We start from the raw sequence: 23,264 nt of genomic DNA on the forward strand, positions 1-23,264 counted from the left end.
AATGGATAATCACGACCACCACGGCATGCCGCACGACCATGGTTCCGGGGCGGAGCACCACGGCCAGGGCGGCGACCACGGTTACAACGGCGAGCGTCGAGAGGCCGTCTCCTTCGACCGCGAGCAGAAAGGCTCCAACGGCGCCGACGTGCTCCGGGCCGGCGAGATCTTCCGGGCCGACCTCCAGGCGCTGAACAACTCCGGCGTCGGCGGCCACGTCGAGTTGGCGCGGCAGGGCGACCGCATGACGGCGCGGGTGGAGGCCGAGGGCCTCGAAGCGGACCAGACCCACATCCAGCACATCCACGGCCGGGTCGGCGAGGACGGCGAAGCGCGGGAGTCCAACGTCCCGGGCGAAGCGTTCGACACGGACGGCGACGGCTTCGTCGAACTGGCCGAGGGCATCCCGAGCTACGGGCCGGTGCTCTTCAACCTGACCTCGCCGCAGGGCGCGGACGCGTCCGGCTTCCCGACGGCGCCGGGCGGCAAGGTGAATTTCGAGGAGACCTACGACCTTTCCCAAGCCGGCGGCTTCGGGATGGGCTTCGGCGCCGATGACCTCGCGCCCTTCGACCTGCGCGAGTACGTCATCCACGGCCTTTCCGTGGACGGCTCCAAGGGCGCCGGGACGCCGGGCGAGGTAGACGGCACCGAAGGCTACAAGCTGGTGCTGCCGGCCGCGTCCGCCGAGTTCGAGGCCGTGGGCTCCGAACTCCACGGCGGCGACGGCGCCGACACGCTGGAGGGGGGCCGGGGCGACGACACCCTCTGCGGCGACGACGGCGAGGACGACCTGCTCGGCGACGTGGGCGACGACCTGCTCCGTGGCGGCAAGGGCAACGACGGCCTGTTCGGCGAGGCGGGCGCCGACGCGCTCTATGGCGACGCCGGGAACGACGCACTCTACGGCGGCACCGGGGCCGACATCCTACTAGGCGGCGCCGGCGACGACGTGCTGTACGGTGATTCCGGTCCGGAAACCGAGCGCGGCGCCGATCTCGCCGCTGACCGGCTCAACGGCGGCGCCGGGGACGACCAGCTCTGGATCGGCGACGGCCTCGACACCGCCACCAGCGGCTCCGGCATGGACACCTTCGGCTTCCGGTTCAGCAACCCGCTGTCGCCGGCCGCCGCAGGGACCTCGCCGGCCTTCGCCTCCATCACCGACTTCGCCGCCGCTTCGGACACGCTCGCCTTCGACGTGGCCGGGCTCGGCGAGGACGCGGCCGGGGCGAACTTCGCCGACGGCAGCGGCGGCGTGGCCGGCGGCGCGGCGGAGAGCTTCTACAGCGGCGCCGCGTCCGGCTCCAACGGCGAGCGGGTGGTCGTGCTCACCGACCAGGGCTTCGCCAGCGGCGCCGACGCGGTGCGGGCGGCGCAGGGCGAGGACGCGGGCGACTTCGTCCTCTACTTCAACACCACGGTGAACACCGGCAGCCTGCTGGTGGTCTCCGCCCCCGACACGGCCACCTCCATCGCGCGCTTCACCGACGCGACCACGCTGGAGGACTTCCAGGCCATCGGCTTCTCGGCGAACGACTTCGTGTTCGTCTGATCCGGGGCTCCGGGGCCGCTACTCGTTCCTGAGCAGCGGCCCCGGGCGCGCCCGCAACGCCAGCGCGGTGCCGATCTGGCCGCAAGCCAGCGTCAACGCCGCGCAGCCGACCACGGTGAGGGCCAGCGTGCCCGGCAGGAGCACCCACTCGGCGCGCATCACGAAGCGCACCACCGCCCAGGCGGCGACCGCCCCGGCCACGGCGGCCAGGGCGCCGGCCACCAACCCGATCAGCGCGTACTCCACCAGCCAAGCGGCGCGGATCTGCGCCCGCGTGGCGCCCACCGTCTTCAGCACCACCGCGTCGCGCACCCGCTGCCGCTGCCCGGCCGCCACAGCGCCGCCCAGCACCAGGAGCCCGGCCAGCAGGGTGACGCTCCCGGTGGCCGACAAGGCGACGCCCACGCGGCCGAGCAGGGCCGAGATCGCCTCCAGCGCATCCCGGACGCGGACGCCGGAGACGTTGGGGAAGGCGTCGGTGATGCCGCGCAGGACGGCGGCGTCGCGCGCCGGGTCGCCGCGGACGGTGGCGATGTGCGTGTGCGGCGCCGCTTCCAGGAGGCCGGGGGACGCGACCATGGTGAAGTTCATGCCCAGGCCCCGCCAGTCCACCTGCCGCAAATTGGCGATCCGCAGTTCGACGTCCCGGCCCAGCACGTTGACGGTGATGGCATCGCCCACGCCCACGTTCCAGCCGGCGGCCACCCCGGCCTCGAAGGAGAGCAGCGGCGGGCCGCGGTAGTCCTCCGGCCACCACTCGCCGGCGACGATCCGCGACCCGGCCGGCGGCTTGGCTGCGTAGGTCAGGCCGCGGTCGCCGCGGAGCGCCCAGGCCGTCTCCGGCGTGGTCTGCACCTGCTCCGCCGGCACACCCTTCACCGAAACGACGCGGGCGCGGAGGCTCGGCACGCGGCGCACCTCTTCCACGCCGGGAAGGCCGCCGGCGACCCGGTCGAAGCGCGCCGCCTGGTCGGCCTGGATGTCGATGAAGTAGAAGTTCGGCGCGCGGGACGGCAGTTCGCCCGCCAGTTGCCGCTTCAGGTTGCCCTCGATCTGGGCGATGGCGACGAGCGTGGTCAGGCCGACGCCGAGGGAAACCACCAGCAGGGGCGCCGGCGTGCCCGGCCGGTGCAGGTTCGCCAAGCCCAGCCGCAGCGCCGGCCGCCGCAGGTGCCCGAGCCGCCTCGCCGCCGCCATCAGGCCGGACGCGCCGAAGCGGAACAGCAGCAGGGAGCCCACCACGGCGCCGCAGAAGCCGAGGGCGAAGGCCCGCTCCCCGGCCGTGAGGACGATCAGCGCCACCAGGGCCAGGGCGGCCGCGGCGTTGGCCGCCAGCACGCCGCGGCCGGGGATGGCGCCGGCCGGCTGCACCACGTCGCGGAACAGCGCCGCGCCGGAGATGCGCGCGGCGCGGCCCAGCGGCCACAGGGCGAAGGCAAGCGCCGTCAGCAGCCCGTACAGCGCCGCCATCGCCAGCGGCGCCGGGTAGAAGCCCAGGCGCGGCGGCACCGGCAGGCTGTCCGCCAGCGCGCCCGCCGCCGCCCAGGTCAGGCCGTACCCGGCCACCAAGCCGACGGCGACGCCCAGCACGGCCAATGCCATCACCTGGATGAGGTAGGTCAGGAACACGGTGCCTGAGGAGGCGCCGAGGCAGCGGAGCGTCGCGATGGAGCGCGACCGCGCGTCCAGCCAGCCGCGGACACCCGTGGCCACGCCGATGCCGCCCACCAGCAAGGCCGTCAGGCTGGCGAGCGTCAGGAAGGAGGCGGCGCGGTCGAGGAAGCGGTTCACCCCCGGCTCGGCCTCGCCCGCCGTGCGGACGCGCCAGCCCTCGGCGGAGAAGGCGGATTGCAGATCCGCCGCGAAGCGCCGCGCCGAAGCGCCCGGCGGCAGCCGCACGCGGTAGTCGTGCTGCACCAGGCTGCCAGGCTGGAGGAGCCGCGTCGCCGCGAGCGCGTCCAGGGTGACGAGGGCGCGCGGGCCGAAGATGGCCGGTGTGGCGACCTTGTCCGGCTCCGCCGCCACCAGCCCGGCCACGCGCAGCCGCGCCTCGCCGACGCGGACCTCGTCGCCCGCGGCAAGGCCAAGGCGTTCCGCCACCAGCGGGTCGAGCGCCACGCCGTCGGAGGGGAGCGGCTTCGGCGGGTCCAACACGAGGTCGCCATAGAGCGGATAGGCCCCGTCCACCGCCTTCAGCTCCACCAGCAGCCGCTCGCCCGAGGCGGCGGAGACCAGCATGGAGCGCATGGTGACGATGGCCGACACCTGCCCGCCGCGCGCCGCGATCCAGTCCAGCGCCTCGGTGGTCGCCGGCCGGGCGCCGGTGCGGAGTTCGACGTCGCCGCCGAGGATGCGGGCGCCGTCGGCCGCCAGCCCCGCCGCTATGCCGGCGCGCAGCGTCCCCACCGCGGCGATGGCGGCGACGCCGAGCGCCAGGCAGGCCAGGACGATCCGCAGGGACCGAACCCCGCCACGCAATTCCCGCCGCGCCAGCCTGAAGCCGAGCGCGAGCCGATCCCCGATGCCCAAATCAGACCTCCGACACGCCCCGTTGTGACCGCCGTTCGGACAAGTTTCCCCTGCAGCCTCCACCCTGCCCCGGTCCCCCGGGAAGCACGAGGGGGAGACCATGCCACGCGAGACGCGGACGCCGCGCCCTGTTCCGGTGCTGGCGGCGTTGGGGATGGCCCTGACCGGCTGCGGCTTGCCGCCATCGGACGGCCCCTACAGCTACGGTGGCGGGAGCGGCCATTACAGCTCGCCCGGTTACCACCATCGCCCCTACAGCCATCACCGCCGCAGCGAGTCCCACAAGCCGCGCACCGAGAACTGGTCGCAACAACGCTTGCAACAGCACTGGCAGAACCAGGCGGCGCGGGCGCGCTGACGCGCAGCGCTACAAGTGATGCGCCCCGGCGGCGATCCAAGGGCCGGCGGGCGGACGCCGGTCAGCGCAGGTCCGGGGCGGCCCCCTTCGCCGGCAAGCGGTTGAAGATCGCCGCCCGCAGCCCCGGCGGCAGCGCGCCCACCGCCCGCGCCGCCGCGTAGACGAGGAAGGGGTAGGCGATCCGCGTCTTGCCGCGGGAGATGCCGGTGAGCGTCCGCCGCGCCGCGTCCTCGGCGCCGATCACCATCGGCATGGGAAAACGGTTGCCCAGCGTCATGGCGGTGCGGACGTAGCCGGGGCAGACCGCGTGGAGGCGGATGCCCCGGCGCCGCTCGGACATGTCCAGCGCCTCGGCCCAGGACTGCACCGCGGCCTTGCTGGCGCAATAGGAGGGCGCCCCGCCGACGCCGATGAAGGCGGCGACGGAGGCGATCACCGCGACGCGCCCGCGCAGGCCGTCCGGCCCCGGCGGCTGCGCGGCCATCGCCTCCAGGGCCGGCAGCACCGTGTTGAGCACGCCGCCGAGGTTGGTGTCGAACACCGCGCGCGCCTGGGCGGGCGCTTCGGTCCGGCCGCCGGTGCCGGCGGAGACGCCCGCGTTGGCGATGACGAGGTCGAGCGGGCCGGCCGACGCGATCCAGCCGCGCATCGCCTCCTGGTCGCGCACGTCGAGCACCCGCGGCCGCACGTCGGCGCCGCGCGCCGCGCAGGACGCCTCCACCTCGCCCAAGCGCGCCGCGTCCCGGCCGGACAGGTGCAGCGCCACGCCGGGCGCGGCGACCGCCTCCGCCAGCGCCCGGCCGATGCCGGAGGAGGCGCCGGTGATGAGGACGCTCCGCCACGGGTACGACGATTCCATAAGCTTGCACTCCGACCCGGCGCGCGGGACAACCCGCGCCGCATGGGCACCCTTATGAGCATGACCGGCTTCGCCCGCGAGGGCGGCGCCCTGGCCGACGGCACGGCTTTCGTCTGGGAACTCCGCAGCGTCAACGGCCGCGGCCTCGACCTGCGATTGAGGCTGCCCCCGGGCCAGGACGCGCTGGAGCCCCTCCTGCGCGAGGCGGCCGGCAAGCGGCTCAAGCGCGGCAACGTCTCCGCGAACCTGTCCCTCAAGCGTGAGGAGCGGCCGCGCCTGGTGCCGGACGCCGCCGCGCTCGACCAGCTGCTGGAGATCGCGCAGGCCCTGGCCGCCCGCATCCCCGGCGCCGCGCCGCCGCGGGCGGAGGCGCTGCTCGCCCTGCCCGGCGTGATGCGCGCCGAGGCGCCGGAGGCCGACGAGGCGGCGGAGGAGGCGCGGCGCGCCGAGTTGGCCGCCGCGTTCGCCCGCGCGCTGGACGGGCTGGTCGCGGCGCGGCGGGCCGAGGGGGCGGCGCTGCACGGTGTCCTGTCGGCGCTGTTGGACGAGATCGGCGCCTTGCACGAGGCCGCGGGGCGCGAAGCGGCCGGGCAGCCGGAGGCGCAGCGCGCGCGCTTCACGGAGCAGGTGGCGGCCCTGCTCGGGGGGAACGGGGCGGCGCGGGTGCCGGAGGAGCGGCTGGCGCAAGAGGTGGCCATCCTGGCCCAGCGCTCCGACGTGCGTGAGGAGCTGGACCGCCTCGGCGCCCACATCGACGCGGCGCGGACGATGCTGCGCGCCGGCGAGGGCGTCGGCCGCAAGCTGGACTTCCTGGTCCAGGAGTTCATGCGCGAGGCCAACACGCTCTGCTCCAAATCCGCGTCCGTCGCGCTGACCCGGGTCGGCCTCGACCTCAAGGCGGCGATCGAGCGGCTGCGCGAGCAGGCGGCGAACGTCGAGTGACAGCGCCCGAGGGAGCCATTTCGCGGCGCGGCGTCTGCCTGGTGGTCGCGGCGCCCTCCGGCGCCGGCAAGTCCTCCGTCTCCCGCGCGTTGCTGGCCGCCGAGCCGGAGCTGTCCCTCTCCGTCAGCGCCACCACCCGCGCGCCGCGCCCCGGCGAGGCGGACGGCGTCCACTACCACTTCCGGGACGCGGCCGGGTTCCAGGCCATGGTGGACGCGGGCGAGATGCTGGAGCACGCCGAGGTGTTCGGCCGCCGCTACGGCACCCCGCGCGCCCCGGTGGAAGCGGCGCTGGCCGCCGGGCGGGACGTGCTGTTCGACATCGACTGGCAGGGCCACCTGCAACTGCGCGAGCGGCTGCCCGGCGACGTGGAGGGCGTGTTCCTCCTGCCGCCCGGTATGGCGGAGTTGGAGCGGCGCCTGCGTGCGCGCGGCCAGGACCCGGAACCCGAGATCGCCCGGCGCATGGCCGCGGCGCGCGGCGAGATCTCGCGCTGGACCGACTTCGGCCACGTGCTGGTCAACCGCGACTTCGACGAAACGGTGGCGGAGGTGCGGGCCATCCTGCGCGCGGCGCGGACGCGGCGGGAGCGGCAACCCTGGTTGGCCGGCTTCGTGGCGGGGCTGCTGGGCGACGGCGGCGGCTGACGGCGTCGCCGTGACCGTCGTCCTCGGCATCGTCGCGCCGGTCTTCCTCATCATCGCCCTAGGCTACGCGGCGGCCAAACGGGGCCATGTGGACCCGGCGGGCTTCAAGGGGCTGAACGCCTTCGCCTTCTCCCTCGCCGCCCCTGCGCTGCTGTTCCTCGGCGGCACAACGGGCGCGGTGGGCGGCGGTCGCGCGGCGCTGGCCTTCTTCGTCGGCACCGCTGCGGTCTACGCGACCACGCTCTACGCGGCCCGGCGCCTGGGCGGCCGGCCGCTGGGCGCGGCGGGGATGCTGGCGCTCGACGCCACCTTCGGCAACACGGTGATGATGGGCATCCCCCTCGTCACCGCCGCCTTCGGCGCCGAGGCGCTGGCGGTGCTGCTGGCGATCCTGGCGCTGCACTCGATGGTGCTGCTCGGCACCGCGACGGTGGTGGCGGAGATCGGCCTGCACGCCCGCGCACCGTGGCGCCGCGTGCTGCGGGCCACGGTGGCGGGCGTCGGGCGCAACCCGATCGTGATGGCGGTGGCCGCCGCGCTGCTCTGGCGGCTGCTCGGCCTGCCCGCGCCGCCCGGCTTCGTCCGGCGCGCGCTGGAACTCCTGGGCGCGGCCGGGCCGCCGGTGGCGCTGTTCTGCCTCGGCGGGAGCCTGGCGGGGCTCGACGCGCGCGCCACCTGGCGGGACACGCTGGCGGCGGGCTCGCTCAAGCTGTTCGTCCTCCCGGCCGCAGTTTGGGCCGCCTGCGCGGCGCTGGCCGTCCCGCCCTTCGAGACGGCGGTGACGGTGCTGGTGGCGGCGCTGCCGACCGGCGCCAACGCCTTCCTGCTGGCGCAGCGCTACCAGATCGAGGCGGACAAGTCCGGCGCGACGGTGCTGGTGACCACCGCGGCCTCGGTGGTCACGCTCTCGGCGCTGCTGGCCTGGTTCCGGACGGGGTGATCGGCGGCGGCCGCCTGGACGGCCCACCGTGCGGCGCGGTCCGCCGCTCGAACCGCATTTCCGCTGTGGCGCGACCGGCCGATCCGGCGCAGGGTGCTCCCGAAGCGTCAAAGCACGCAGGGAGGGAAACCCGCATGGACCGTCGCCGCCTCGTCGCCGGCGGGGCAGCCGGCGCCGCGACCGCCGCGCTCGCCGCCCCGAACCTCGCCTCCGCCCAGCCGAAGCTCCGCTGGCGCTGCCCGGGCAGCTACCCGAAATCCGTGGACACCCAATGGGCGTGCCACGAGCTGTTCTGCCGGCGCGTTTCCGAGCTGACGGACGGCGCCTTCCAGCTCCTCCCCTTCGGCCCGGGCGAGATCGTCCCCGGACTCCAGGTGATGGACTCGGTCGGGCAGGGCTCCGTCGAGTGCGGCTTCACCCCGTCGCTCTTCTACTACGGCAAGGACCCCGCGCTGGCCTTCGGCACCGCCGTTCCCTTCGGCCTGAGCAGCCGCCAGACCTGGTCGTGGCTGCACCAGGCCGGCGGGCGGGACATCATGCGCGACGTCTACCGCGACCAGGGCGTCCACGCGATCCCGGCGAACAACACCGGCGCGCAGATGGGCGGCTGGTTCCGCCGCGAGGTCCGCACGGTGGACGAGATGAAGGGGCTGAAGATGCGGATCGCCGGCCTCGCCGGGCTGGTCATGGGCAAGCTCGGCGTGGTGGCGCAGCAACTGGCGCCCGGCGACATCTACCCGGCGCTGGAGCGGGGCGTGATCGACGCCGCCGAGTACATCGGCCCCTACGACGACGAGAAGCTCGGCTTCAACCGCATCGCCAAGTTCTACTACTACCCGGGCTGGTGGGAATACGCGCCGTCCGCCGACATCATGGTGAACACGCGGGCATGGGACGGGCTGCCGGCGCAGTACAAGCAAGCGATGGAGACCGCGGGCGCCGAGACCTGGCACTGGTCCATGGCGCGCTTCGACGAGCTCGCGCCGCCGGCGATGCGGCGGCTGCTCGCCACCGGGACGCAGCTCAAGCCGTACTCGCGCGACATCCTGAACGCGGCGTACAAGGCGAGCCAGGAGCTGTACGCCGAACTGGGCGACCAGAACCCGCGCTTCCGGAAGGTGTGGGAGCACTGGAACAAGCACCGGGTCGAGCAGACGCAGTGGTTCCGCGTTTCCGAGGACTCGATGGCGAATTTCGCCGCCGTCGCCACGGCGCAGCGCTGACGCACCGCTCCACCGGGCGCGCCGGCCGGCTTGACGCGGAGCGGCCCCGGACCGCTACCGCGCCGCGCCCGGCGCCTGGCCGCCCCGCGCGAGCAGCGCGCGCGCCATGCGGTCGAACTCCGCAACCGTGAGCGTCTCCGCCCGCCGCGTGCCCTCGATGCCCGCGGCCTCCAGCAGCGCCTCCGCCCCGCCGAGCGCCTTCAGCGAGCCGCGCAGCATCTTCCGGCGCTGCCCGAAGGCCGCCGCGGTCAGCCGTTCCATGGCGGCGAAGAGCGCCGGGCCGGGGTCCTCCGCGCGCGGCCCGAAGCCCACCACCGCCGACCACACCTTCGGCGGCGGCGAGAAGGCGCCGGGCGGCAGGCGCAGCAGGAAGTCGCAGCGGCAGCGCCACTGCGCGAGCACCGAGAGCCGCCCGTAGGCGTCCGTGTCCGGCGCGGCGCAGATGCGCTCGGCCACCTCCTGCTGGAACATCAGCGCCATGCCCTCGAAGGCGGCGGCGGCGCGGAGCCACCCCACCAGCAACGGCGTCGCCACGTTGTAGGGCAGGTTGGCGACGATCTTGCGCGGGGCCGGCAGCAAGGCGGCGGCGTCCACCCCCAGCGCGTCCGCCTCCAACACCGTGAGCCGGCCGGGGTGCGCCTCCGCGAGCTCGGCCAGGGCCGCGACCGCGCGCCGGTCCAGTTCCACGGCCGTGACATGCGCGGCCGCGCCGTCCAGCAGGGCGCGCGTCAGGCCGCCAGGGCCGGGGCCGACCTCCAGGACGTGCCGCCCGGACAGGTCGCCCGCCAGCGCCGCGACGCGCCGGCACAGCGCTTCGTCGAGCAGGAAGTGCTGGCCCAGCGACTTGCGCGCGCCCAGCCCGTGCCGCGCGACCGTCTCGCGCAGGGACGGCAGGGCCGCCGCGGTCAGCTCCGCATCTCGATGTTCGCGCGGCGGCGGAGGTCGCGCTGCAACTGGCGGGACAGGTTCTCCACCTTGTCGCGCAGGAGCTGGCTCTTGAGCTGTTCCGGCGTCAGTTCCGCCAGGTTCTTCTGTTCGCGCGAGCAGACCATCATCACCAGCACGCCTTCCGGCGTCAGGATCGGCTGCGACGCCTTGCCCGGTTGCAGGCCGGCGATGAGCGAGCGGAGCTGCGGCGGCGTCACCGTCTCCAGCCGGATCTGCCCCGGGTCGCTCGGCCGGTCGCCGCCGCCGGCGCGCGCCGCCGCCTGCTCCACCGCGTTGCAGTTCCGCGCTTCCTGCGCGAGGCGCTGGGCGCGCTCCACCTGGTCGCGCTGCTGCGGCGTCGGGTTGTTCTGGTCGAGCGCGGAGGTGAACGGGAAATAGGCCTGCCGCAGGCTGACCATCGTGGCCATGTCGCGGCCGGACTCGCGCTTGTTGCGCAGCGCTACGATCTGGAAGCCGCCGGGGACGCGGATGGGGTTGCTGATGGCGCCGGGCGGCATCCGCTCGACCACGGAGGCCACCTCCGGGTCCAGCTCGTCGCGCCGCACGAAGCCCAGGTCGCCGCCTTGCAACGCGGTCTGCGACTGGCTGAACTGCGTCGCGGCCACCGGGAAGGGCGTGCCGGCGCGGAGCTGGCGGATCACCTCCTCGACGAACCGGCGCGTCTCGCCTTCGGTGTCCGGGTCGTCCACCGGGACGAAGATCTCGGACACCTGGTACTCCGGCTGGCCGACCCGCGCCTTGGCCGCGCGCATCGCGTCCTCGACCTCGGCGTCGGTGGGCACCGCCGAGGGGCCGAGCTGCTGGCGCAGCAGCCGTCCCCAGCCGATCTGGGTGCGGATCTGGTCGTAGAGCACGCGCGACTGCACGCCCACCTGCGCGAGCTGCGCCCGCAGGCCGCCGGGCTGGAGGTTGTTGCGCCGCTCCAGCTCCGCCACCGCGTCGGCGACCTCCGCGTCCGTGACGGGCACGCGGCGGCGCTGCACCTCCTGCATGCGCAGCCGCTCGTCCACCAGCAACCGGGTGACCTGCGGCGCCAAGCGGTCGAGGGTCTCCGGCGCGACGGCGATGCCGGCGTTCAGCGCGAAGAGCCTGGCGCGGCCCACGACATCCGCGCGGCTGACCACGTCGCCGTTCACCACGGCGACGATGCGGTTCTCCTGCGGCGCGACCTGCGTCCGGGACGGCAGTTGGGCCGCGGCCTCCCGCCCGGCGCCGGCCGCCGGCAGCGCCGCGACGGCGCCGAACAGGACGAGCGCCGCTCTCGCCGGGAAGGCGGATTTGTTGCGCTTGGCGTGGGTGATGGGACGCGGCATGGCGGCCTTTCTAGCCCCGGGGCCGCGCCGGGGCCAGGGCGCGGCGGGACGGCGGATGGGCGCCGGCCGCGGCGGCGCCGCGCCCGGCACTTCGGTCGTCGGCGTTCCTGTCCTAGCGGCGGCCGAGCCGCAGCCCGAGCGCCAGCATGCCGGCCCCGGCCAGCGCGAAGGCCGCGCCCGGCCCGAGCAGCCCGCCCGCCACGCCCACCGCCACCGGCCCGAGCGACTGGCCGACGTAGAAGTGGAAGGCGTGCAGCGCCACCGCCGAGCCCCGCGCCTCCGGCGCCACCTCCGTCACCCGCGTCTGGATGGTGTTGTGGACCATGTAGAAGCCGAGCCCCAGCACCAGCCCGGCCGCTACGAACACCGCCGCGGACGGCGCCGCGCCCAAGCCGACCAGCGCGAGCGCCGCCAAGGCGCCGCCCAGCACCACCATGCGCCCCTGCCCGATGCGCGCGAGCAGCGTCCGCGCCAGCGCGGCGAAGAGGAAGCCGCCGCAGCCGAAGGCGGCGACCGCCAGCCCCGCTTCCAGCACGCCGCCCTGCCCGCGCGCCTCCAGCACCGGCGCGAAGTAGGGGAAGGCGCCGAACACGAACACGCCCTCGGCCAGCACCGAAGCGTAGAGCACCCGCGCCGCCGGCAGCTTGAGGAGCATCCGGTAGCGCCGCAGCGCGCCCACCGGCTCGAAGCGCCGGCGCGGCTCCGGCGGCCCCGGCGGCGGCACGAACACCATAAGCGCAACGGCCGCGAGCGCCACCGCCCCGCACAGCCCGAGCACGCCGCGCCAGCCGAGGAACGGCGCCAGCACCCCCGCCAGCGCGCCGCCGCCCACCTGCCCCGCGATGGCGAAGACGATCAAGCGGCTGAGCGCCACCTGCCGCTCCCGCATCGGCACGGCGTCGCCCACGGTGGCCAGCGACAGCGGCATCACGCCGCCCGCCGCAGCGCCCGACAGCCCGCGCAGCACCGCCAAGGAGGCGAGGTCGGGCGCGAAGGGCGCGAGCAGGGTGAACACCGCCAGCAGGCAGAGCGCCGCGCGGATCACCCGCCGCTTGCCCAAGGCGTCGCCCACCGGTCCCAGCACCGGCTGCACCAGCGCGAAGGGCACGGCGAAGGCGGAGGCGAGCAGCGCCACGCTTTCCGGCTGAGCGCGGAACTCCTCCGACATGGAAACGACGAACGGGTCCGTCACGCGCGAGGCCAGGGCGCCCGCGAAGCAGGACAAGCCCAGCAGCAGGATCAGGCGGCGCGTGGCGGCGCGCCCGCCGGCCGCGCCCTCGTCGTCGGGCGCCACCGCGCCGTCAGGCCGCCGCCGCCAGCCTCGCCGCCACCCGGCCGATCAGCGCCTCGCGCTCCGTCCGCGTCGCCGAAGCGCGCCGCTTCGTCTCGGCCAGCACGGCGGGCGAGGCGGTCTTCGGCGTGCCCGAGTCGAAGGGCGGCGCGGGCGCGTACTCGATGTGGAGCTGGATGGCCTGCGCCGCCTCAGGGTCCGCCACCTCGGCGGCGATCGCCAGCGCGAAGTCGATGCCCGCCGTCACGCCCCCGCCGGTGAACAGGTTGCCGTCTCGCACCACGCGCCCCTCCACCGGCGTCGCGCCCAGCGCGGGCAGGAAGTCGTGGCTCGCCCAGTGCGTGGTCGCCCGCTTGCCGCGCAGCAGCCCCGCGGCGCCCAGCACCAGCGCCCCCGTGCAGACCGAGGTGACGTAGCGCGCCCCCGCCGCCTGCCGGCGCAGGAATTCGAGGACCTCCTCGTCCTCCATCATCGCCCCGACGCCCGGCCCGCCGGGGACGCAGACGAGGTCGAGCGGCGGGCACTCCGCCAGGGTCGTGTCGGGCAGCATGGCGATGCCCGTGTCCGCCCGCACCGGCTCCAGCGCCTTCCACACCAGCCGCACCTTCGCCCCGGGCAGGCGCGAGAACACCTCGTAGGGCCCGGTGAGGTCGAGCTGGGTGAGGCGCGGGAAGAGCAGGAAGCCTATGTTCAGCGGCTCGGCCATGGCGGGGACTCCGGCGGTGCGGCGCCGATGCTGCCACGCCGCGGCGCCGGGCGCGAACCCGCCGCCGCCTCAGACCGGCCGCTCGCCCTTCACCGTAACCCGGTTGCCGTACCGCCGGTGCGGCCAGTAGTCCCACATCGCCCGGTGCTGGACGCACCTGTTGTCCCAGAACGCCACCGAGTTCGGCCGCCAGCGGAAGCGGCACTGGAACAGCGGGTTCTCCATGTGCTCGTAGAGGTAGCGCAGGATGCCGTCGCTCTCGTCCGCCGGCACGCCGAGCAGCCGCGTGGTGAAGCCGCGGTTCACGTAGAGCGCCTTGCGCCCCGTCACCGGGTGCGTCCGCACCACCGGGTGCTCCGCCTTCGGGTAGCTCGCCTTGTCGGCCACGCCCGCGTCGGCGTAGAGGCCGCGGTAGACGTGCTCGCCCTCGTGCAGCGCCGCCATGCCGTCGAGGTAGCGCTTCATGCGGTCCGACAGCGCGTCGTAGGCCGCGTACATGCTGGCGAAGAGCGTGTCGCCGCCGGCCGGCGGGCATTCCTTGATGTAGAGGACGGAGCCCATCGGCGGCTCCTCGTCGCAGGACACGTCCGAATGCCAGCCCTCGCCGTTGGCGCGCTTGCTGTTCTCGTCGGCCTTGATGACCATCAGCTCCGGGTGGCCCGGCTCGTGCGGCGCCGCCGGATGGAGGTGCAACTCGCCGAAGCGGCGGCCGAAGGCCAAGTGCTGCTCCGGCGTGATGCGCTGGTCGCGGAAGAAGATGGCGCCGTGCTCGGCCAGCGCCCGGTGGATCTCGTCGAATTGCCGGTTGGTCAGGTTTCCGAGGTCCACGCCGCCGATCTCGGCGCCGATCACCGGCGTGAGCCGGTCGAGGGTGATCGCCTCGTAAGGCGCGGCCTCGCCGGTCCGCGCGGCGCGGATGCGCGGACCCTGGTTGCCGGAAAGGGAGCTCATCGGACGTACCCTCCTGGTTCTTCCTTCGTAGCGCTTCGGCCGGGGCGCATCCTAGCGCCGCGCCCCGGCCCGCCTCAACGCGCCGAAGCCGCCGGCCGGGCAGCGGGGCGGGCGCGCCACCCGGCGCGCCGGAGCCTTCCGGCACCGCGTTCCTCCCGTCGCTCCCTCCGGCCGGAGAATCGGCTTCCCCGGGACGAGTCCGGCCGGGGGAGGCGCGCCGACGCCGTCGACGCGCTCGCGCGCCATGCGCTGGCGCACAGCGGCGCGGCTACCGCTGGCAGCCTTGTCTCCCCGAGCCGCCGCCGCACGCGCATGCATCCAGCAACGGCGCCGGCGCGCGGCGGCCCTGGAGGCGACCATGGAATCCGCAGCCCTGTTCTGGAACGACGTCGCGCTGGAAGCCAACAAAGAGGAGCACACCGGCCCCTTCCCGCGCGAAGCGGCCGGCCCGACCTACTCCGCCCGCGTCCTGGCGATGGCGCACGCCGCCATGGCCGACGCCTTCGCCGCGGCGCACCTGGGGAACGGCGGCACGCCGCCGTTCGCGCCGTTCTTCACCGCCGCCGCCCCCGCCGGCGCGGCGTCGCCGGCGGCGGCGCTGGCCGGCGCGGCGCACACCGTGCTCTCGGCCGTCCACACCCGGCAGCGGCCCTTCTTCGACGAGCGGCTCGCCGCCTTCCAAGCGGTCCTCGCCGCCGCCGGCGTGCCCGTGGCGGAGGTGGAGAACGGGTTGGGGTTCGGCCGCACGGTCGGCGACGCCATCCTCGGCCAGCGCGCGAGCGACGGTTCGCAGGACCCGACCAACAGCAACAGCGAAAGCCCCTACGAGCCGGGCGGCCTGCCGGGCCTGCACGACGCCGACCCCTTGAACCCGAACCAAGGCTTCTACGGCTGGCGCTACGGCAAGGTGGCGCCCTTCGTGCTCCGCCCGCACGAGATGCTGGAAGCGCTGCCCCCGCCGCCGCCGCTGCTGCACGAAGCGGCCTACGTCGACGACTACGTCGAGGTCTACGGCAAGGGCGCGCGCGCGGGCGGCACCCGCACGGCCGAGGAGACCGAGACCGGCATCTTCTGGGCCTACGACGGCGTCGAGAAGATCGGCACCCCGCCGCGGCTCTACAACCAGGTCATCCGCGCGGTGGGCCTGGCGGACGGGCTGGGCGCGGACGACGCGAACGACGCCAAGTGGGCGGCGCTGCTGGCCCAGGCCAACCTGGCGCTGGCCGACGCCGGCACCGTCGCCTGGCACGCAAAGTACCTCTACAACGTGTGGCGCCCGGTGGTCGGCGTCCGCCGGCACGTCGCTCTGCCCGACCGGCCGGACGCGGACCGCGACCCGGCCTGGGAGCCGCTCGGCGCCCCGGCGTCCAACCAGTCGAACAACGGCCAGGACTTCACGCCGCCCTTCCCGGCCTACCCGTCCGGCCATGCCACCTTCGGCGCCGCCGCCTTCACGGTGCTGCGGGAATTCCGGGCGCGGCAAGGGGCGGCCGACCCCGACGTGATCAACATCGACTTCATGTCCGACGAGTTCAAAACGGGCACCACGGACGCGGCGGGCGTGGCACGGCCGGAGGTCACGCGGAACTTCACTAGCATCGAAGAGATGATCACGCAGAACCTGGAAAGCCGCGTGTTCCTCGGCGTCCACTGGCGCTTCGACGGCGTGGGCGGCCGGGAAAGCGGCGCGAAGGTCGGGCAGCGCGTGGCGGAACGGGCCTACGTCCTGACGCCGGCCGCCTGAAGCGTCGAAAACGGCGCGGCGCGACCCCCGCGGGTCGCGCCGCGCCCTTGCGGAAACGATTCCATGGGCGCGCCGACCATCCGGGACCTCGTCGAACGCTTCGCCGTGTCGAGCAGGGCGCTCGCCGCCCTGGGCGCCGCAATGCAGGCGCGCGCGACGGGAACGCCGCTCGACCCCGCCGTCCAGGCGCGCGGCACCTCGTCGAGCAGGCAAACCCGGCCGAACTCCGCCCGGTGCTCGGCGGCATCCGCACCGAGTTGCTCCTCGGCGCCCGCTTGGTGTCGGAAGCGCCGCCCGGCACCGCCTGGTCGTCCACCGACCCCGCCGTGCTCCAGGCGGCCGGGGACGTGTCGACGGCGTTCCCCGCCGCGTTGGAGCGGACGATCGCGCCGCGGCTCGACGGCTTGGCCGAGCGCCTCGCCGCCGCGGACGCCGCGTTCCTCGATGTCGGCGTGGGCGTCGCCGCGATGGCGGTCGAGATGGTCCGCCGGTGGCCGTCGCTGCGCGTGGTCGGCGTCGACCCTTTGGCGGCGTCGATCGCGCTGGCGCGCGACAACGTCGGCGCGGCCGGGCTCGCGGACCGCATCGAACTGCGCGAACAGGGCGCGGAAGACCTGCCCGACGAGGGCCGCTTCGACCTCGCGTGGGTGCCGGGCGTCTTCATCCCCGAACGGGCGCTGCCGCCCGTCCTGGAGCGCGTCCGCCGGGTGCTCCGCCCCGGGGGCTGGCTCCTGCTGGCCTTCACCGGCCCTGGCGCCGACCCGCTGGCGACAGCCCTCGCGCGGCTCCGGACAGCCCTGTGGGGAGGCGCCCAACTGGCCCCGGCCGAGTTCGAGGGCCTGCTCGCGCGGTCCGGGCTGGTCGACGTCACGTCCTTGCCGGGCCCGCCCGGCTCGACCGTCGCCATGATGGCGGGGCGCCGCCCGGGAGCGGCATCGGCGTAGCGGCCCGCTGCCGCGGAGCCGCCGAAGGCCCGCCCGGAGGCGTCACCCCCACGGGTTGCGCCCGCCGCCGCCCCAAGGCGAATACTGCCGCGGCATCGCCGACCGCTGCGGCACCGGCGCCGCCGGCGACATCGCCAGCAGCCGCGCCACCCGCTCCTCCGTCGGCGGGTGGGTGGAGAACAGCGCGTCCATCCGCAAGCCCGACAGCGGGTTCACGATGAACATGTGCGCGGTCGCCGGATTCGCCTCAGCCGCTTGGTTGATCCTCCCGTGCTTGTAGTGCTCCAGCTTTTGCAAGCCGGAGGCCAGCCAGCGCGGGTCGCCGCAGATCTCGGCGCCGATCCGGTCCGCTTCGTACTCGCGGGAGCGGCTGATCGCCGTCTGCACCAGCATGGCCGCGATCGGCCCGACGATCAGCAGCAACAGCGCCCCGAGCGGGCCGAAGGGGTTCTGCCGCCCCTGCTCGTCCCGCCCGCCGAACAGGAAGCCGAACTGCGCCAGCATCCCGATGGCGCCGGCGAGCGTCGCAGTGACCGTCATGATGAGCGTGTCGCGGTTCTTGATGTGCGCCAGCTCGTGCGCCACCACGCCCGCCACCTCTTCCTCGTCCATCAGGTCGAGCAGGCCGGCATTTACCGCGACCGCGCCCTTCTCCGGGCTGCGCCCGGTTGCGAAGGCGTTGGGCTGGTCCTCGTGGATGACGTAGAGCGCCGGCATCGGCAGCCCGGCCCGTTCCGCCAGCGCCTCCACCATCCGGTAGAGGCGCGGCGCGCTTTCGGGCGCGATCGGCTCAGCGTTGTGCATGGAGAGCACCACACGGTCGCTGTTCCACCACGCCCAAAGGTTGGTGGCGCAGGCGAGCAGGAAGGCGATCACCATCCCCTGCCGCCCGCCCATGGCGTAGCCGATGCCGACGAACAAGGCGGTGAGCCCCGCCAGCAGCACCGCCGTCCGCAGATACCCGTTCATGCCCGCCCGCGCCTCCGCCCGCGCCCGCCCGCGGCGATCCGCGCCAAACGGCCGGAAGCGGCCAGAAAAAGGTGGCGGGATGCCAGGGGTCGCACCCAGATGAAGGCACATGAGCGAAGCGACACAAGGGGCCTCTCCCCGTGCCCCCGCCGGCGCGGCCGACGCCGCCGAGCGGCGGGCGCAGGTCCCGATCTCCCCTAACGACCCGGCGGCCCCCGTGCCGCCGGTGCCGCCGCCTCCCCCCGGCCCGGACCTGCCGGAGCCGCCGGTGAAGGACCCGCCCGGCCCGGACGCGCCACTCCCGGGCGAAGACCCGGACCCGACGCCCGCCGGCGATCCGCCCACGGACCCGCCGGTGCGCATGAAGGAGGTCGGCGGCCCCACCGGCCCGGAGCCCACGCGCTACGGGGATTGGGAACGGAAGGGTCGCGCCTACGACTTCTGATGAGGCCGCCGCCGGGCGGGCCCGCCAGGACGGAGCGGGAACGCGCTAGCGTGTTCCCCGTCGACGGTGCCACGAGCCCTGGTGGGTACGCCCGGCCCTCGGCGAGTCAGCGATTCGTTCCCGCGACTCGGGGCAGGCGCCTGATTCCACTTGCTTTGTGCCCAGCGCATCGGGCGCGACCTTCACGCTTCGTTCGCGCGGCCGCACCGACTACCTCTCGCAAAGGACGAACACCGTGCTCCGGTGCGCCGCCTCGCCCACCTCGATGGCGCTGCGCTCGGTTCCGCGGCTCTCCGCCACCGCCGGGGACAGCCCCGCACGGCGGAGGAATTCCAGCGCTTCCGTACCCTTTATGGCGAAGTTGACGTTCTGGGGAATGTCGCCCGAGCGGGCGGCGACGAGGGCCGCGTTCAGCTTGGCCACCACCACGCCCATGACGTTGCCCTGCCGGTCGAGCAGCGGGCCGCCGGAGTTTCCGGGCTGCACCGGGGCGCTGATCTGGAACCGGCCCTGGTGGTCCGCGAAGCCGGACAGCGCGCTGACCTCGCCGGTGGTCAGGGTCGGGCCGGAGGACAGCAGCCCGGCCAACGGAAACCCGTAGGTGACGACCGCTTCCCCGCGCCGGACGTCGGGACCGCCGCGGAACGTCAGGGCCGGACCGGGATTGCCCGGCACGGCAATCAGGGCGAGGTCCCGCTGCACGTCCACCCGCGCCGGCGGAGTCGCGGCCAGGGTCCGGCCGTCCGGGGTCCGGATGAGGACGCGATTGCAGCCGTTGATGACGTGTTGGTTCGTCAGCACCCGGTCCGGCGCGACCACGAAGCCGGTGCCGGACGAAGCGCGGACGTGGGGGTTGGGGCGGACGATGGCGGGCGCGGAGCCGGCTACGCCGGCGGCGGCGGTGCGGCCGGGGGTGGCGGCCGCCGCCGGAGCGGCCGCAGCCGGCCCGGGCGGCACGGGCTCGGGGGCGCCCATGGCACCCGGCAACGGCGCCACGGATTGCGGCCCGACGGCCACCACCCGCACCGCGCAAACATCCTGGTCTTCCAGCCTGGCTTCCCGCCCGTCGAGCAGGAGCATGCGGATGTCGAAGCGGCAGCCGGCGGCCTCCGACGGGCGCAGCGAGAAGTTCCCGTCCGGCCCCATCGGCCGGGGCAGCAGGTTGCGCCCCCAATCGTTCGCGGCGCCGCGCGGCGACCGCACGGCGTTCAGCTCCATGACCTGCTGGCCGGTGCGGTTCACGACGCGGAACGGCTCCTGCGCCGCGGCCGGGACGGATGCGACCAGGGTCAAGCCGAGGGCCAGGACGCGCTGCATGACTCGGCACATACTCCAGCGGGGTCTCTCGCCCTATTGTGTGGCATTCCTTGCGGGGGCGAAGCAATCACAGATCGCGGCGAGCCGAGTCCAAACTTCCTGTGACCGGCTAGGCGCCCGGGCGCCGTTCGGTTGTCGCACGGCAGACCATCGGCCCGGGAACGCCCGGTCCAGTTCCGCCGCGAGCGTCCGAGCCACGCCCAAGCCGATCACCGCGACATGGAACGGCGCCAACGCCGTCAGCAGCGCCCCTTGGTAAAGCCGCCAGCTCTCCCGCAACGCGAACGCGTCGAGCGCGGCCCCGCCGTGGCGCCGCACCGACGGCACCGCCAGCGCCGCCAAAGACGCGTCGGTCAACCAAACGCCGCGCGCCCGGAGCCGGTGCAACAGCGCGGCCTTGGCCGCCAGCCGGGGCGGCGCCTCCTTTCCGGCGCCGCGGGCGATGACGGGCCAAGCCGGGCAATCCGCGCCTTCGGCCGCCGCCATCAACCGCCAGAACTGCGGGGTGCCGCCCTTCGGCCGGCCTCCGGGCCCGAGCGGCCCTTCCAGCAGTTCCGGTTCGCCGTAGCCCGCGCAGTAGATGTGGCGCACGAACCGCGTCGGCCCCGGCCAATCGAGGCCGGGCGGCAGCGCCACCCTATAGGTGAGGTCGGCGGCGCTGGTGGCGATGTGGCTTTCCGCCAACAGCAGCACGCGCACCCGCTCCGGGCGCCAGGCTTGGCGGCATTCCTCGGCGGCCACCGCAGCCTCCGGCGGCTCCGCCAGCGGCAAACGCGCCGCGAGCGCCGCCACCGCGCCCTCCAGCGCGGCCGCGGACATTTCCCCGAAACCTTTCTCTGGCATGGTCCTCCCGTGTCTCGTTCTCCAGTTCCGAAAGCCGCCGGCGTGGCGGGCGTCGCCCGCAGGCATTGCGGACCGCGAGTTCGACACGGCTCCCCGGCATCGACCTTGTGATGGGGGTCATTGCCCGCATCGTCACGTCGGCGCCACGGTGCCGTCGCACTCCCGCGCGTAACCTGAAGGCAGGGAGGAGACACCGGCCTCGGAACCGGATCGGATTCGTTACGTTACGAGACCGCCGCAACGTCTATCATTGAACGGTGGTGGTCCAGGGCGGGAAGGGGCTGAGCCCCGCGCCGGGACGGCGGCGCCGTTCGATCAGGAGTCGACTCGTATGGGGCATTTGGGTTCTGACGGCACCGCCGAGTGGTGGCGCGGCGCCGTCCTCTACCAGGTTTATCCGCGCAGCTTCCAGGACAGCGACGGCGACGGCGTCGGCGACCTCCCGGGCCTGATCGACCGCCTGGACCACATCGCCGACCTGGGCGTGGACGCGATCTGGGTCTGCCCCTTCTACCCCTCGCCCCAGCGCGACTTCGGCTACGACATTTCCGACCACTGCGCCGTGGACCCGGCGTTCGGCCGGCTGGAGGACGTGGACCGCCTGATCGCCGCCGCCCACACCCGCGGCCTGCGCGTGCTGCTCGACCTCGTGGGCGGCCACACCTCCGACCGCCACCCCTGGTTCGCGGCGAGCCGGCGCAACCGCGAAGCGCCGACCGGCGACTGGTACGTCTGGGCCGACCCGCGGCCGGACGGCACGCCGCCCAACAATTGGCTCAGCGTCTTCGGCGGCCCGGCCTGGACCTGGGAGCCGCGGCGGCGCCAGTACTACCTGCACCACTTCCTGAGCACCCAGCCGGCGCTCAACCTGCACAACCCCGCGGTGCAGGACGCGCTGCTCGGCATCGCAGAGTTCTGGCTGGAGCGCGGCGTGGACGGCTTCCGGCTGGACGCGCTCGACTTCTTCACCCACGACCCCGAACTGCGCGACAACCCGGCGAACCCGCCGCCGGACGGCTCCGTGCCGGCCAAGCTGTTCGGGATGCAGCGGCACGACCACGACATGATCCAGCCCGGCACCAAACCGGTGCTGCGGCGCCTGCGCGCGCTGCTGGACCGCTACCCGGGCCGCGCCACGCTGGGCGAGGTCTCGTCGCAGGACGGCGCCTACCGGCGCATCGCCGGCTACACCGAAGGCCGCGACCACCTGCACATGGCGTACACGCTGCGCCCGCTCCGCCACGGCTTCGACCACCCGACCGTCTCCGCGCTGCTGTCGGACGCCATCGCCACCTGCGAACGCGGCTGGCCCTGCTTCTCCTTCTCCAACCACGACGTCGAGCGCGCCGCGAGCCGCTGGGCGCCGGGCGGCCAGCCCGATCCGCGCATGACCCGCCTCCTGCTGGCCCTGCTGCTCTCCCTGCCGGGCAGCGCCTGCCTCTACCAGGGCGAGGAATTGGGCCTGCCGGAAGCGGTGCTGCGCGAGGCCGACATCCGCGACCCGTTCGGCCTCACCTACTGGCCGGAGTTCAAGGGCCGCGACGGCAGCCGCACGCCGATGCCCTGGCGCGGCGACCTGCCCCACGCCGGCTTCACCACGCCGCGCTCCACGCCCTGGCTGCCGGTGGCGGAAACGCACTACGACCTTTCCGTCTCCGAGCAGGAGATGGCGCCGGACAGCACGCTCGCGTTCACCCGCTCCCTGCTGCGGCTGCGGCGCGACGAGCCGGCGCTGCGCCACGGTGAAGCCGAGTCGCTGGGCCTGCCGGCGCCGCTCTTCGGCTTCGCGCGCGAGGCGGCGGGGCGGCGCATCACCCTGCTGTTCAACCTGTCGGGCGGGGCCGTGGCGCTGCCGCCCGAACTCTCGGAAGGGCTGACGCCCCTGATCGGGCCGTCGGTCGCGGCGCGATCGCTGCCGGCCTGGGGATTCGCCGTGCTCGCCGAGGCCGAAACGGCGGTGATGGTGATGTCGCCGGTGAACGAGCTGGCGCCGGCCTGAGACGCTTCGCCGACCCCGGCCCGCACAAGCGCGGGCCGGGCCTGCGGACATCCGCGAGTGCGGACCAACCGCATGCGCCCGTTGCGTATTCCGCTGCAATACGCCATAACACGCACCGCGAGCGAGGGGCGTGGCAGGCATGGCGCGCGACGTGGTCACGGTTCGGCTGGATGCGGAGAAGCGCGCGGCGCTCGATGCGCTCGCGAGTGCCACCGACCGCGACCGCAGCTACCTCATCAACGAAGCCATAGACGCCTATTTGAGCGTCCACCGCTGGCAGATCGCCCGCATCGAGAAAGGCGTCCGCCAAGCCGAAGCCGGCGACTTCGCAACCGATGAAGAAGTCGCCGCCGCCTTCGCCCGCTGGCGGTGATCGTCCGCTACACCCGGCAAGCCGTCGCCGATCTCGACGAAGCGCGCGCCTACATCGCCTTGGACCGCCCGCGAGTCGCGGAGGCGGTGGCCGCCCGCATCCGCGAGGCCATCGAGGGCCTCCGGCAATTTCCCGAGCGCGGGCGCGCAGGCCGGGTGCCCGGCACGCGCGAACTGGTGGTCCCGCGCACGCCGTTCGTGGTGCCCTACCGCATCGCCGGACGGGAGATCCAGGTGCTCGCCGTGCTGCACGGCGCGCGCGCTTGGCCGCCGGAGGACGATGGCGCCGGGCCTTGAGCGCGGATCGCCGCGGAGCGATCGATCGGGCGCCGGGTGAGGACGCCGCCGCCGTGCGGACTCCTGCCCCGA

Annotated in this window: 22 protein-coding genes; 12 read left to right on the plus strand and 10 right to left on the minus strand. The window is 74.4% G+C overall.

The genetic code is table 11. The annotated features are described in order from the left end of the window. Window position 1: 1 nt before the first annotated feature. On the plus strand, window positions 2-1,555 hold the full coding sequence (locus ABD067_RS18785; RefSeq protein ID WP_343896905.1) for a calcium-binding protein: 1,554 nt from the start codon (window positions 2-4) through the stop codon (window positions 1,553-1,555). Between the two features lie 18 nt (window positions 1,556-1,573). Here ABD067_RS18785 and ABD067_RS18790 read toward each other — a convergent pair whose 3' ends face one another. Beyond that, window positions 1,574-4,084: an ABC transporter permease gene (locus tag ABD067_RS18790; protein ID WP_343896906.1), complete on the minus strand. Its 2,511-nt coding sequence runs from the start codon at window positions 4,082-4,084 to the stop codon at window positions 1,574-1,576. A 100-nt stretch (window positions 4,085-4,184) separates the two neighbouring features. Between ABD067_RS18790 and ABD067_RS18795 the strand changes: the two genes are divergently transcribed. Beyond that, window positions 4,185-4,442: a hypothetical protein gene (locus ABD067_RS18795; protein ID WP_343896907.1), complete on the plus strand. Its 258-nt coding sequence runs from the start codon at window positions 4,185-4,187 to the stop codon at window positions 4,440-4,442. Between the two features lie 61 nt (window positions 4,443-4,503). Here ABD067_RS18795 and ABD067_RS18800 read toward each other — a convergent pair whose 3' ends face one another. Beyond that, entirely contained in the window at window positions 4,504-5,301 is a 798-nt protein-coding gene (locus ABD067_RS18800; protein ID WP_343896908.1) for an SDR family NAD(P)-dependent oxidoreductase, read from the minus strand. Window positions 5,302-5,343: 42 nt separating this feature from the next. Here ABD067_RS18800 and ABD067_RS18805 point away from each other — a divergent pair, with 42 nt between their 5' ends. The 4 genes from ABD067_RS18805 (at window position 5,344) to ABD067_RS18820 (ending at window position 9,053) form a co-directional block, all read left to right on the plus strand. Then, window positions 5,344-6,243, plus strand: a complete 900-nt coding sequence (locus ABD067_RS18805) for a YicC/YloC family endoribonuclease (protein ID WP_343896909.1) — start codon at window positions 5,344-5,346, stop codon at window positions 6,241-6,243. Beyond that, window positions 6,240-6,890, plus strand: a complete 651-nt coding sequence (gene gmk / locus ABD067_RS18810; protein WP_343896910.1) for a guanylate kinase — start codon at window positions 6,240-6,242, stop codon at window positions 6,888-6,890. The genes ABD067_RS18805 and gmk overlap by 4 nt, the downstream gene beginning before the upstream one ends. A 10-nt stretch (window positions 6,891-6,900) precedes the next feature. After that, window positions 6,901-7,830 carry an AEC family transporter gene (locus ABD067_RS18815; RefSeq protein WP_343896911.1) on the plus strand — a complete coding sequence of 310 codons (930 nt, stop codon included), beginning with the start codon at window positions 6,901-6,903 and terminating at the stop codon, window positions 7,828-7,830. Between the two features lie 134 nt (window positions 7,831-7,964). Further along, window positions 7,965-9,053: a TRAP transporter substrate-binding protein gene (locus ABD067_RS18820; protein WP_343896912.1), complete on the plus strand. Its 1,089-nt coding sequence runs from the start codon at window positions 7,965-7,967 to the stop codon at window positions 9,051-9,053. Between the two features lie 54 nt (window positions 9,054-9,107). Here ABD067_RS18820 and rsmA read toward each other — a convergent pair whose 3' ends face one another. From rsmA to ABD067_RS18845, 5 genes are all read right to left on the minus strand, one after another. Beyond that, a complete protein-coding gene (gene rsmA / locus ABD067_RS18825; protein ID WP_343896984.1) occupies window positions 9,108-9,962 on the minus strand; it encodes a 16S rRNA (adenine(1518)-N(6)/adenine(1519)-N(6))-dimethyltransferase RsmA in 855 nt (284 codons plus the stop codon). Beyond that, entirely contained in the window at window positions 9,959-11,314 is a 1,356-nt protein-coding gene (locus ABD067_RS18830; protein WP_343896913.1) for a peptidylprolyl isomerase, read from the minus strand. The genes rsmA and ABD067_RS18830 overlap by 4 nt, the downstream gene beginning before the upstream one ends. A 112-nt stretch (window positions 11,315-11,426) precedes the next feature. Then, window positions 11,427-12,608 carry an MFS transporter gene (locus tag ABD067_RS18835; RefSeq protein WP_343896914.1) on the minus strand — a complete coding sequence of 394 codons (1,182 nt, stop codon included), beginning with the start codon at window positions 12,606-12,608 and terminating at the stop codon, window positions 11,427-11,429. Between the two features lie 7 nt (window positions 12,609-12,615). After that, window positions 12,616-13,311 (minus strand): DJ-1/PfpI family protein, encoded by a 696-nt coding sequence (locus ABD067_RS18840; RefSeq protein ID WP_343896915.1) that lies wholly within the window; start codon window positions 13,309-13,311, stop codon window positions 12,616-12,618. Between the two features lie 69 nt (window positions 13,312-13,380). Continuing rightward, window positions 13,381-14,262, minus strand: a complete 882-nt coding sequence (locus tag ABD067_RS18845) for a TauD/TfdA dioxygenase family protein (RefSeq protein WP_343896916.1) — start codon at window positions 14,260-14,262, stop codon at window positions 13,381-13,383. A gap of 358 nt (window positions 14,263-14,620) precedes the next feature. Between ABD067_RS18845 and ABD067_RS18850 the strand changes: the two genes are divergently transcribed. After that, window positions 14,621-16,006 (plus strand): vanadium-dependent haloperoxidase, encoded by a 1,386-nt coding sequence (locus ABD067_RS18850; RefSeq protein WP_343896917.1) that lies wholly within the window; start codon window positions 14,621-14,623, stop codon window positions 16,004-16,006. Window positions 16,007-16,239: 233 nt separating this feature from the next. Continuing rightward, complete coding sequence (locus tag ABD067_RS18855) at window positions 16,240-16,950, plus strand: SAM-dependent methyltransferase (protein WP_343896918.1); 711 nt, start codon at window positions 16,240-16,242, stop codon at window positions 16,948-16,950. 42 nt (window positions 16,951-16,992) lie between these two features. Here ABD067_RS18855 and htpX read toward each other — a convergent pair whose 3' ends face one another. After that, window positions 16,993-17,919 carry a zinc metalloprotease HtpX gene (gene htpX / locus ABD067_RS18860; RefSeq protein ID WP_343896919.1) on the minus strand — a complete coding sequence of 309 codons (927 nt, stop codon included), beginning with the start codon at window positions 17,917-17,919 and terminating at the stop codon, window positions 16,993-16,995. 109 nt (window positions 17,920-18,028) lie between these two features. On the opposite strand from htpX, the gene ABD067_RS18865 reads away from it, so the two are divergent. Next, window positions 18,029-18,364, plus strand: coding sequence for a succinate dehydrogenase assembly factor 4 (locus ABD067_RS18865; RefSeq protein ID WP_343896920.1), 336 nt, complete (start codon window positions 18,029-18,031; stop codon window positions 18,362-18,364). Between the two features lie 210 nt (window positions 18,365-18,574). Here ABD067_RS18865 and ABD067_RS18870 read toward each other — a convergent pair whose 3' ends face one another. Both ABD067_RS18870 and ABD067_RS18875 read right to left on the minus strand, forming a co-directional pair. Beyond that, on the minus strand, window positions 18,575-19,681 hold the full coding sequence (locus ABD067_RS18870) for a S1C family serine protease (RefSeq protein ID WP_343896921.1): 1,107 nt from the start codon (window positions 19,679-19,681) through the stop codon (window positions 18,575-18,577). Between the two features lie 33 nt (window positions 19,682-19,714). Next, window positions 19,715-20,500, minus strand: a complete 786-nt coding sequence (locus ABD067_RS18875) for a hypothetical protein (protein WP_343896922.1) — start codon at window positions 20,498-20,500, stop codon at window positions 19,715-19,717. Window positions 20,501-20,855: 355 nt separating this feature from the next. Between ABD067_RS18875 and ABD067_RS18880 the strand changes: the two genes are divergently transcribed. From ABD067_RS18880 to ABD067_RS18890, 3 genes are all read left to right on the plus strand, one after another. Continuing rightward, complete coding sequence (locus tag ABD067_RS18880; protein ID WP_343896923.1) at window positions 20,856-22,523, plus strand: alpha-amylase family glycosyl hydrolase; 1,668 nt, start codon at window positions 20,856-20,858, stop codon at window positions 22,521-22,523. 139 nt (window positions 22,524-22,662) lie between these two features. Then, window positions 22,663-22,896, plus strand: coding sequence for a CopG family ribbon-helix-helix protein (locus tag ABD067_RS18885; RefSeq protein WP_343896924.1), 234 nt, complete (start codon window positions 22,663-22,665; stop codon window positions 22,894-22,896). Beyond that, window positions 22,893-23,192, plus strand: coding sequence for a type II toxin-antitoxin system RelE/ParE family toxin (locus tag ABD067_RS18890; RefSeq protein ID WP_343896925.1), 300 nt, complete (start codon window positions 22,893-22,895; stop codon window positions 23,190-23,192). The genes ABD067_RS18885 and ABD067_RS18890 overlap by 4 nt, the downstream gene beginning before the upstream one ends. Window positions 23,193-23,264: the final 72 nt, after the last annotated feature.

Origin of the sequence: Craurococcus roseus (genome assembly GCF_039523795.1) — a bacterium.
GTDB lineage: Bacteria > Pseudomonadota > Alphaproteobacteria > Acetobacterales > Acetobacteraceae > Craurococcus > Craurococcus roseus.

Coding starts and splice junctions, on each gene's coding strand:
- ABD067_RS18785 (WP_343896905.1), top strand. CDS start 2: ATGGATAATCACGACCACCACGGCATGCCGCACGACCATGGTTCCGGG.
- ABD067_RS18795 (WP_343896907.1), top strand. CDS start 4,185: ATGCCACGCGAGACGCGGACGCCGCGCCCTGTTCCGGTGCTGGCGGCG.
- ABD067_RS18800 (WP_343896908.1), bottom strand. CDS start 5,301: ATGGAATCGTCGTACCCGTGGCGGAGCGTCCTCATCACCGGCGCCTCC.
- ABD067_RS18805 (WP_343896909.1), top strand. CDS start 5,344: ATGGGCACCCTTATGAGCATGACCGGCTTCGCCCGCGAGGGCGGCGCC.
- ABD067_RS18820 (WP_343896912.1), top strand. CDS start 7,965: ATGGACCGTCGCCGCCTCGTCGCCGGCGGGGCAGCCGGCGCCGCGACC.
- ABD067_RS18830 (WP_343896913.1), bottom strand. CDS start 11,314: ATGCCGCGTCCCATCACCCACGCCAAGCGCAACAAATCCGCCTTCCCG.
- ABD067_RS18840 (WP_343896915.1), bottom strand. CDS start 13,311: ATGGCCGAGCCGCTGAACATAGGCTTCCTGCTCTTCCCGCGCCTCACC.
- ABD067_RS18845 (WP_343896916.1), bottom strand. CDS start 14,262: ATGAGCTCCCTTTCCGGCAACCAGGGTCCGCGCATCCGCGCCGCGCGG.
- ABD067_RS18850 (WP_343896917.1), top strand. CDS start 14,621: ATGGAATCCGCAGCCCTGTTCTGGAACGACGTCGCGCTGGAAGCCAAC.
- htpX (WP_343896919.1), bottom strand. CDS start 17,919: ATGAACGGGTATCTGCGGACGGCGGTGCTGCTGGCGGGGCTCACCGCC.
- ABD067_RS18865 (WP_343896920.1), top strand. CDS start 18,029: ATGAGCGAAGCGACACAAGGGGCCTCTCCCCGTGCCCCCGCCGGCGCG.
- ABD067_RS18870 (WP_343896921.1), bottom strand. CDS start 19,681: ATGCAGCGCGTCCTGGCCCTCGGCTTGACCCTGGTCGCATCCGTCCCG.
- ABD067_RS18875 (WP_343896922.1), bottom strand. CDS start 20,500: ATGTCCGCGGCCGCGCTGGAGGGCGCGGTGGCGGCGCTCGCGGCGCGT.
- ABD067_RS18880 (WP_343896923.1), top strand. CDS start 20,856: ATGGGGCATTTGGGTTCTGACGGCACCGCCGAGTGGTGGCGCGGCGCC.
- ABD067_RS18885 (WP_343896924.1), top strand. CDS start 22,663: ATGGCGCGCGACGTGGTCACGGTTCGGCTGGATGCGGAGAAGCGCGCG.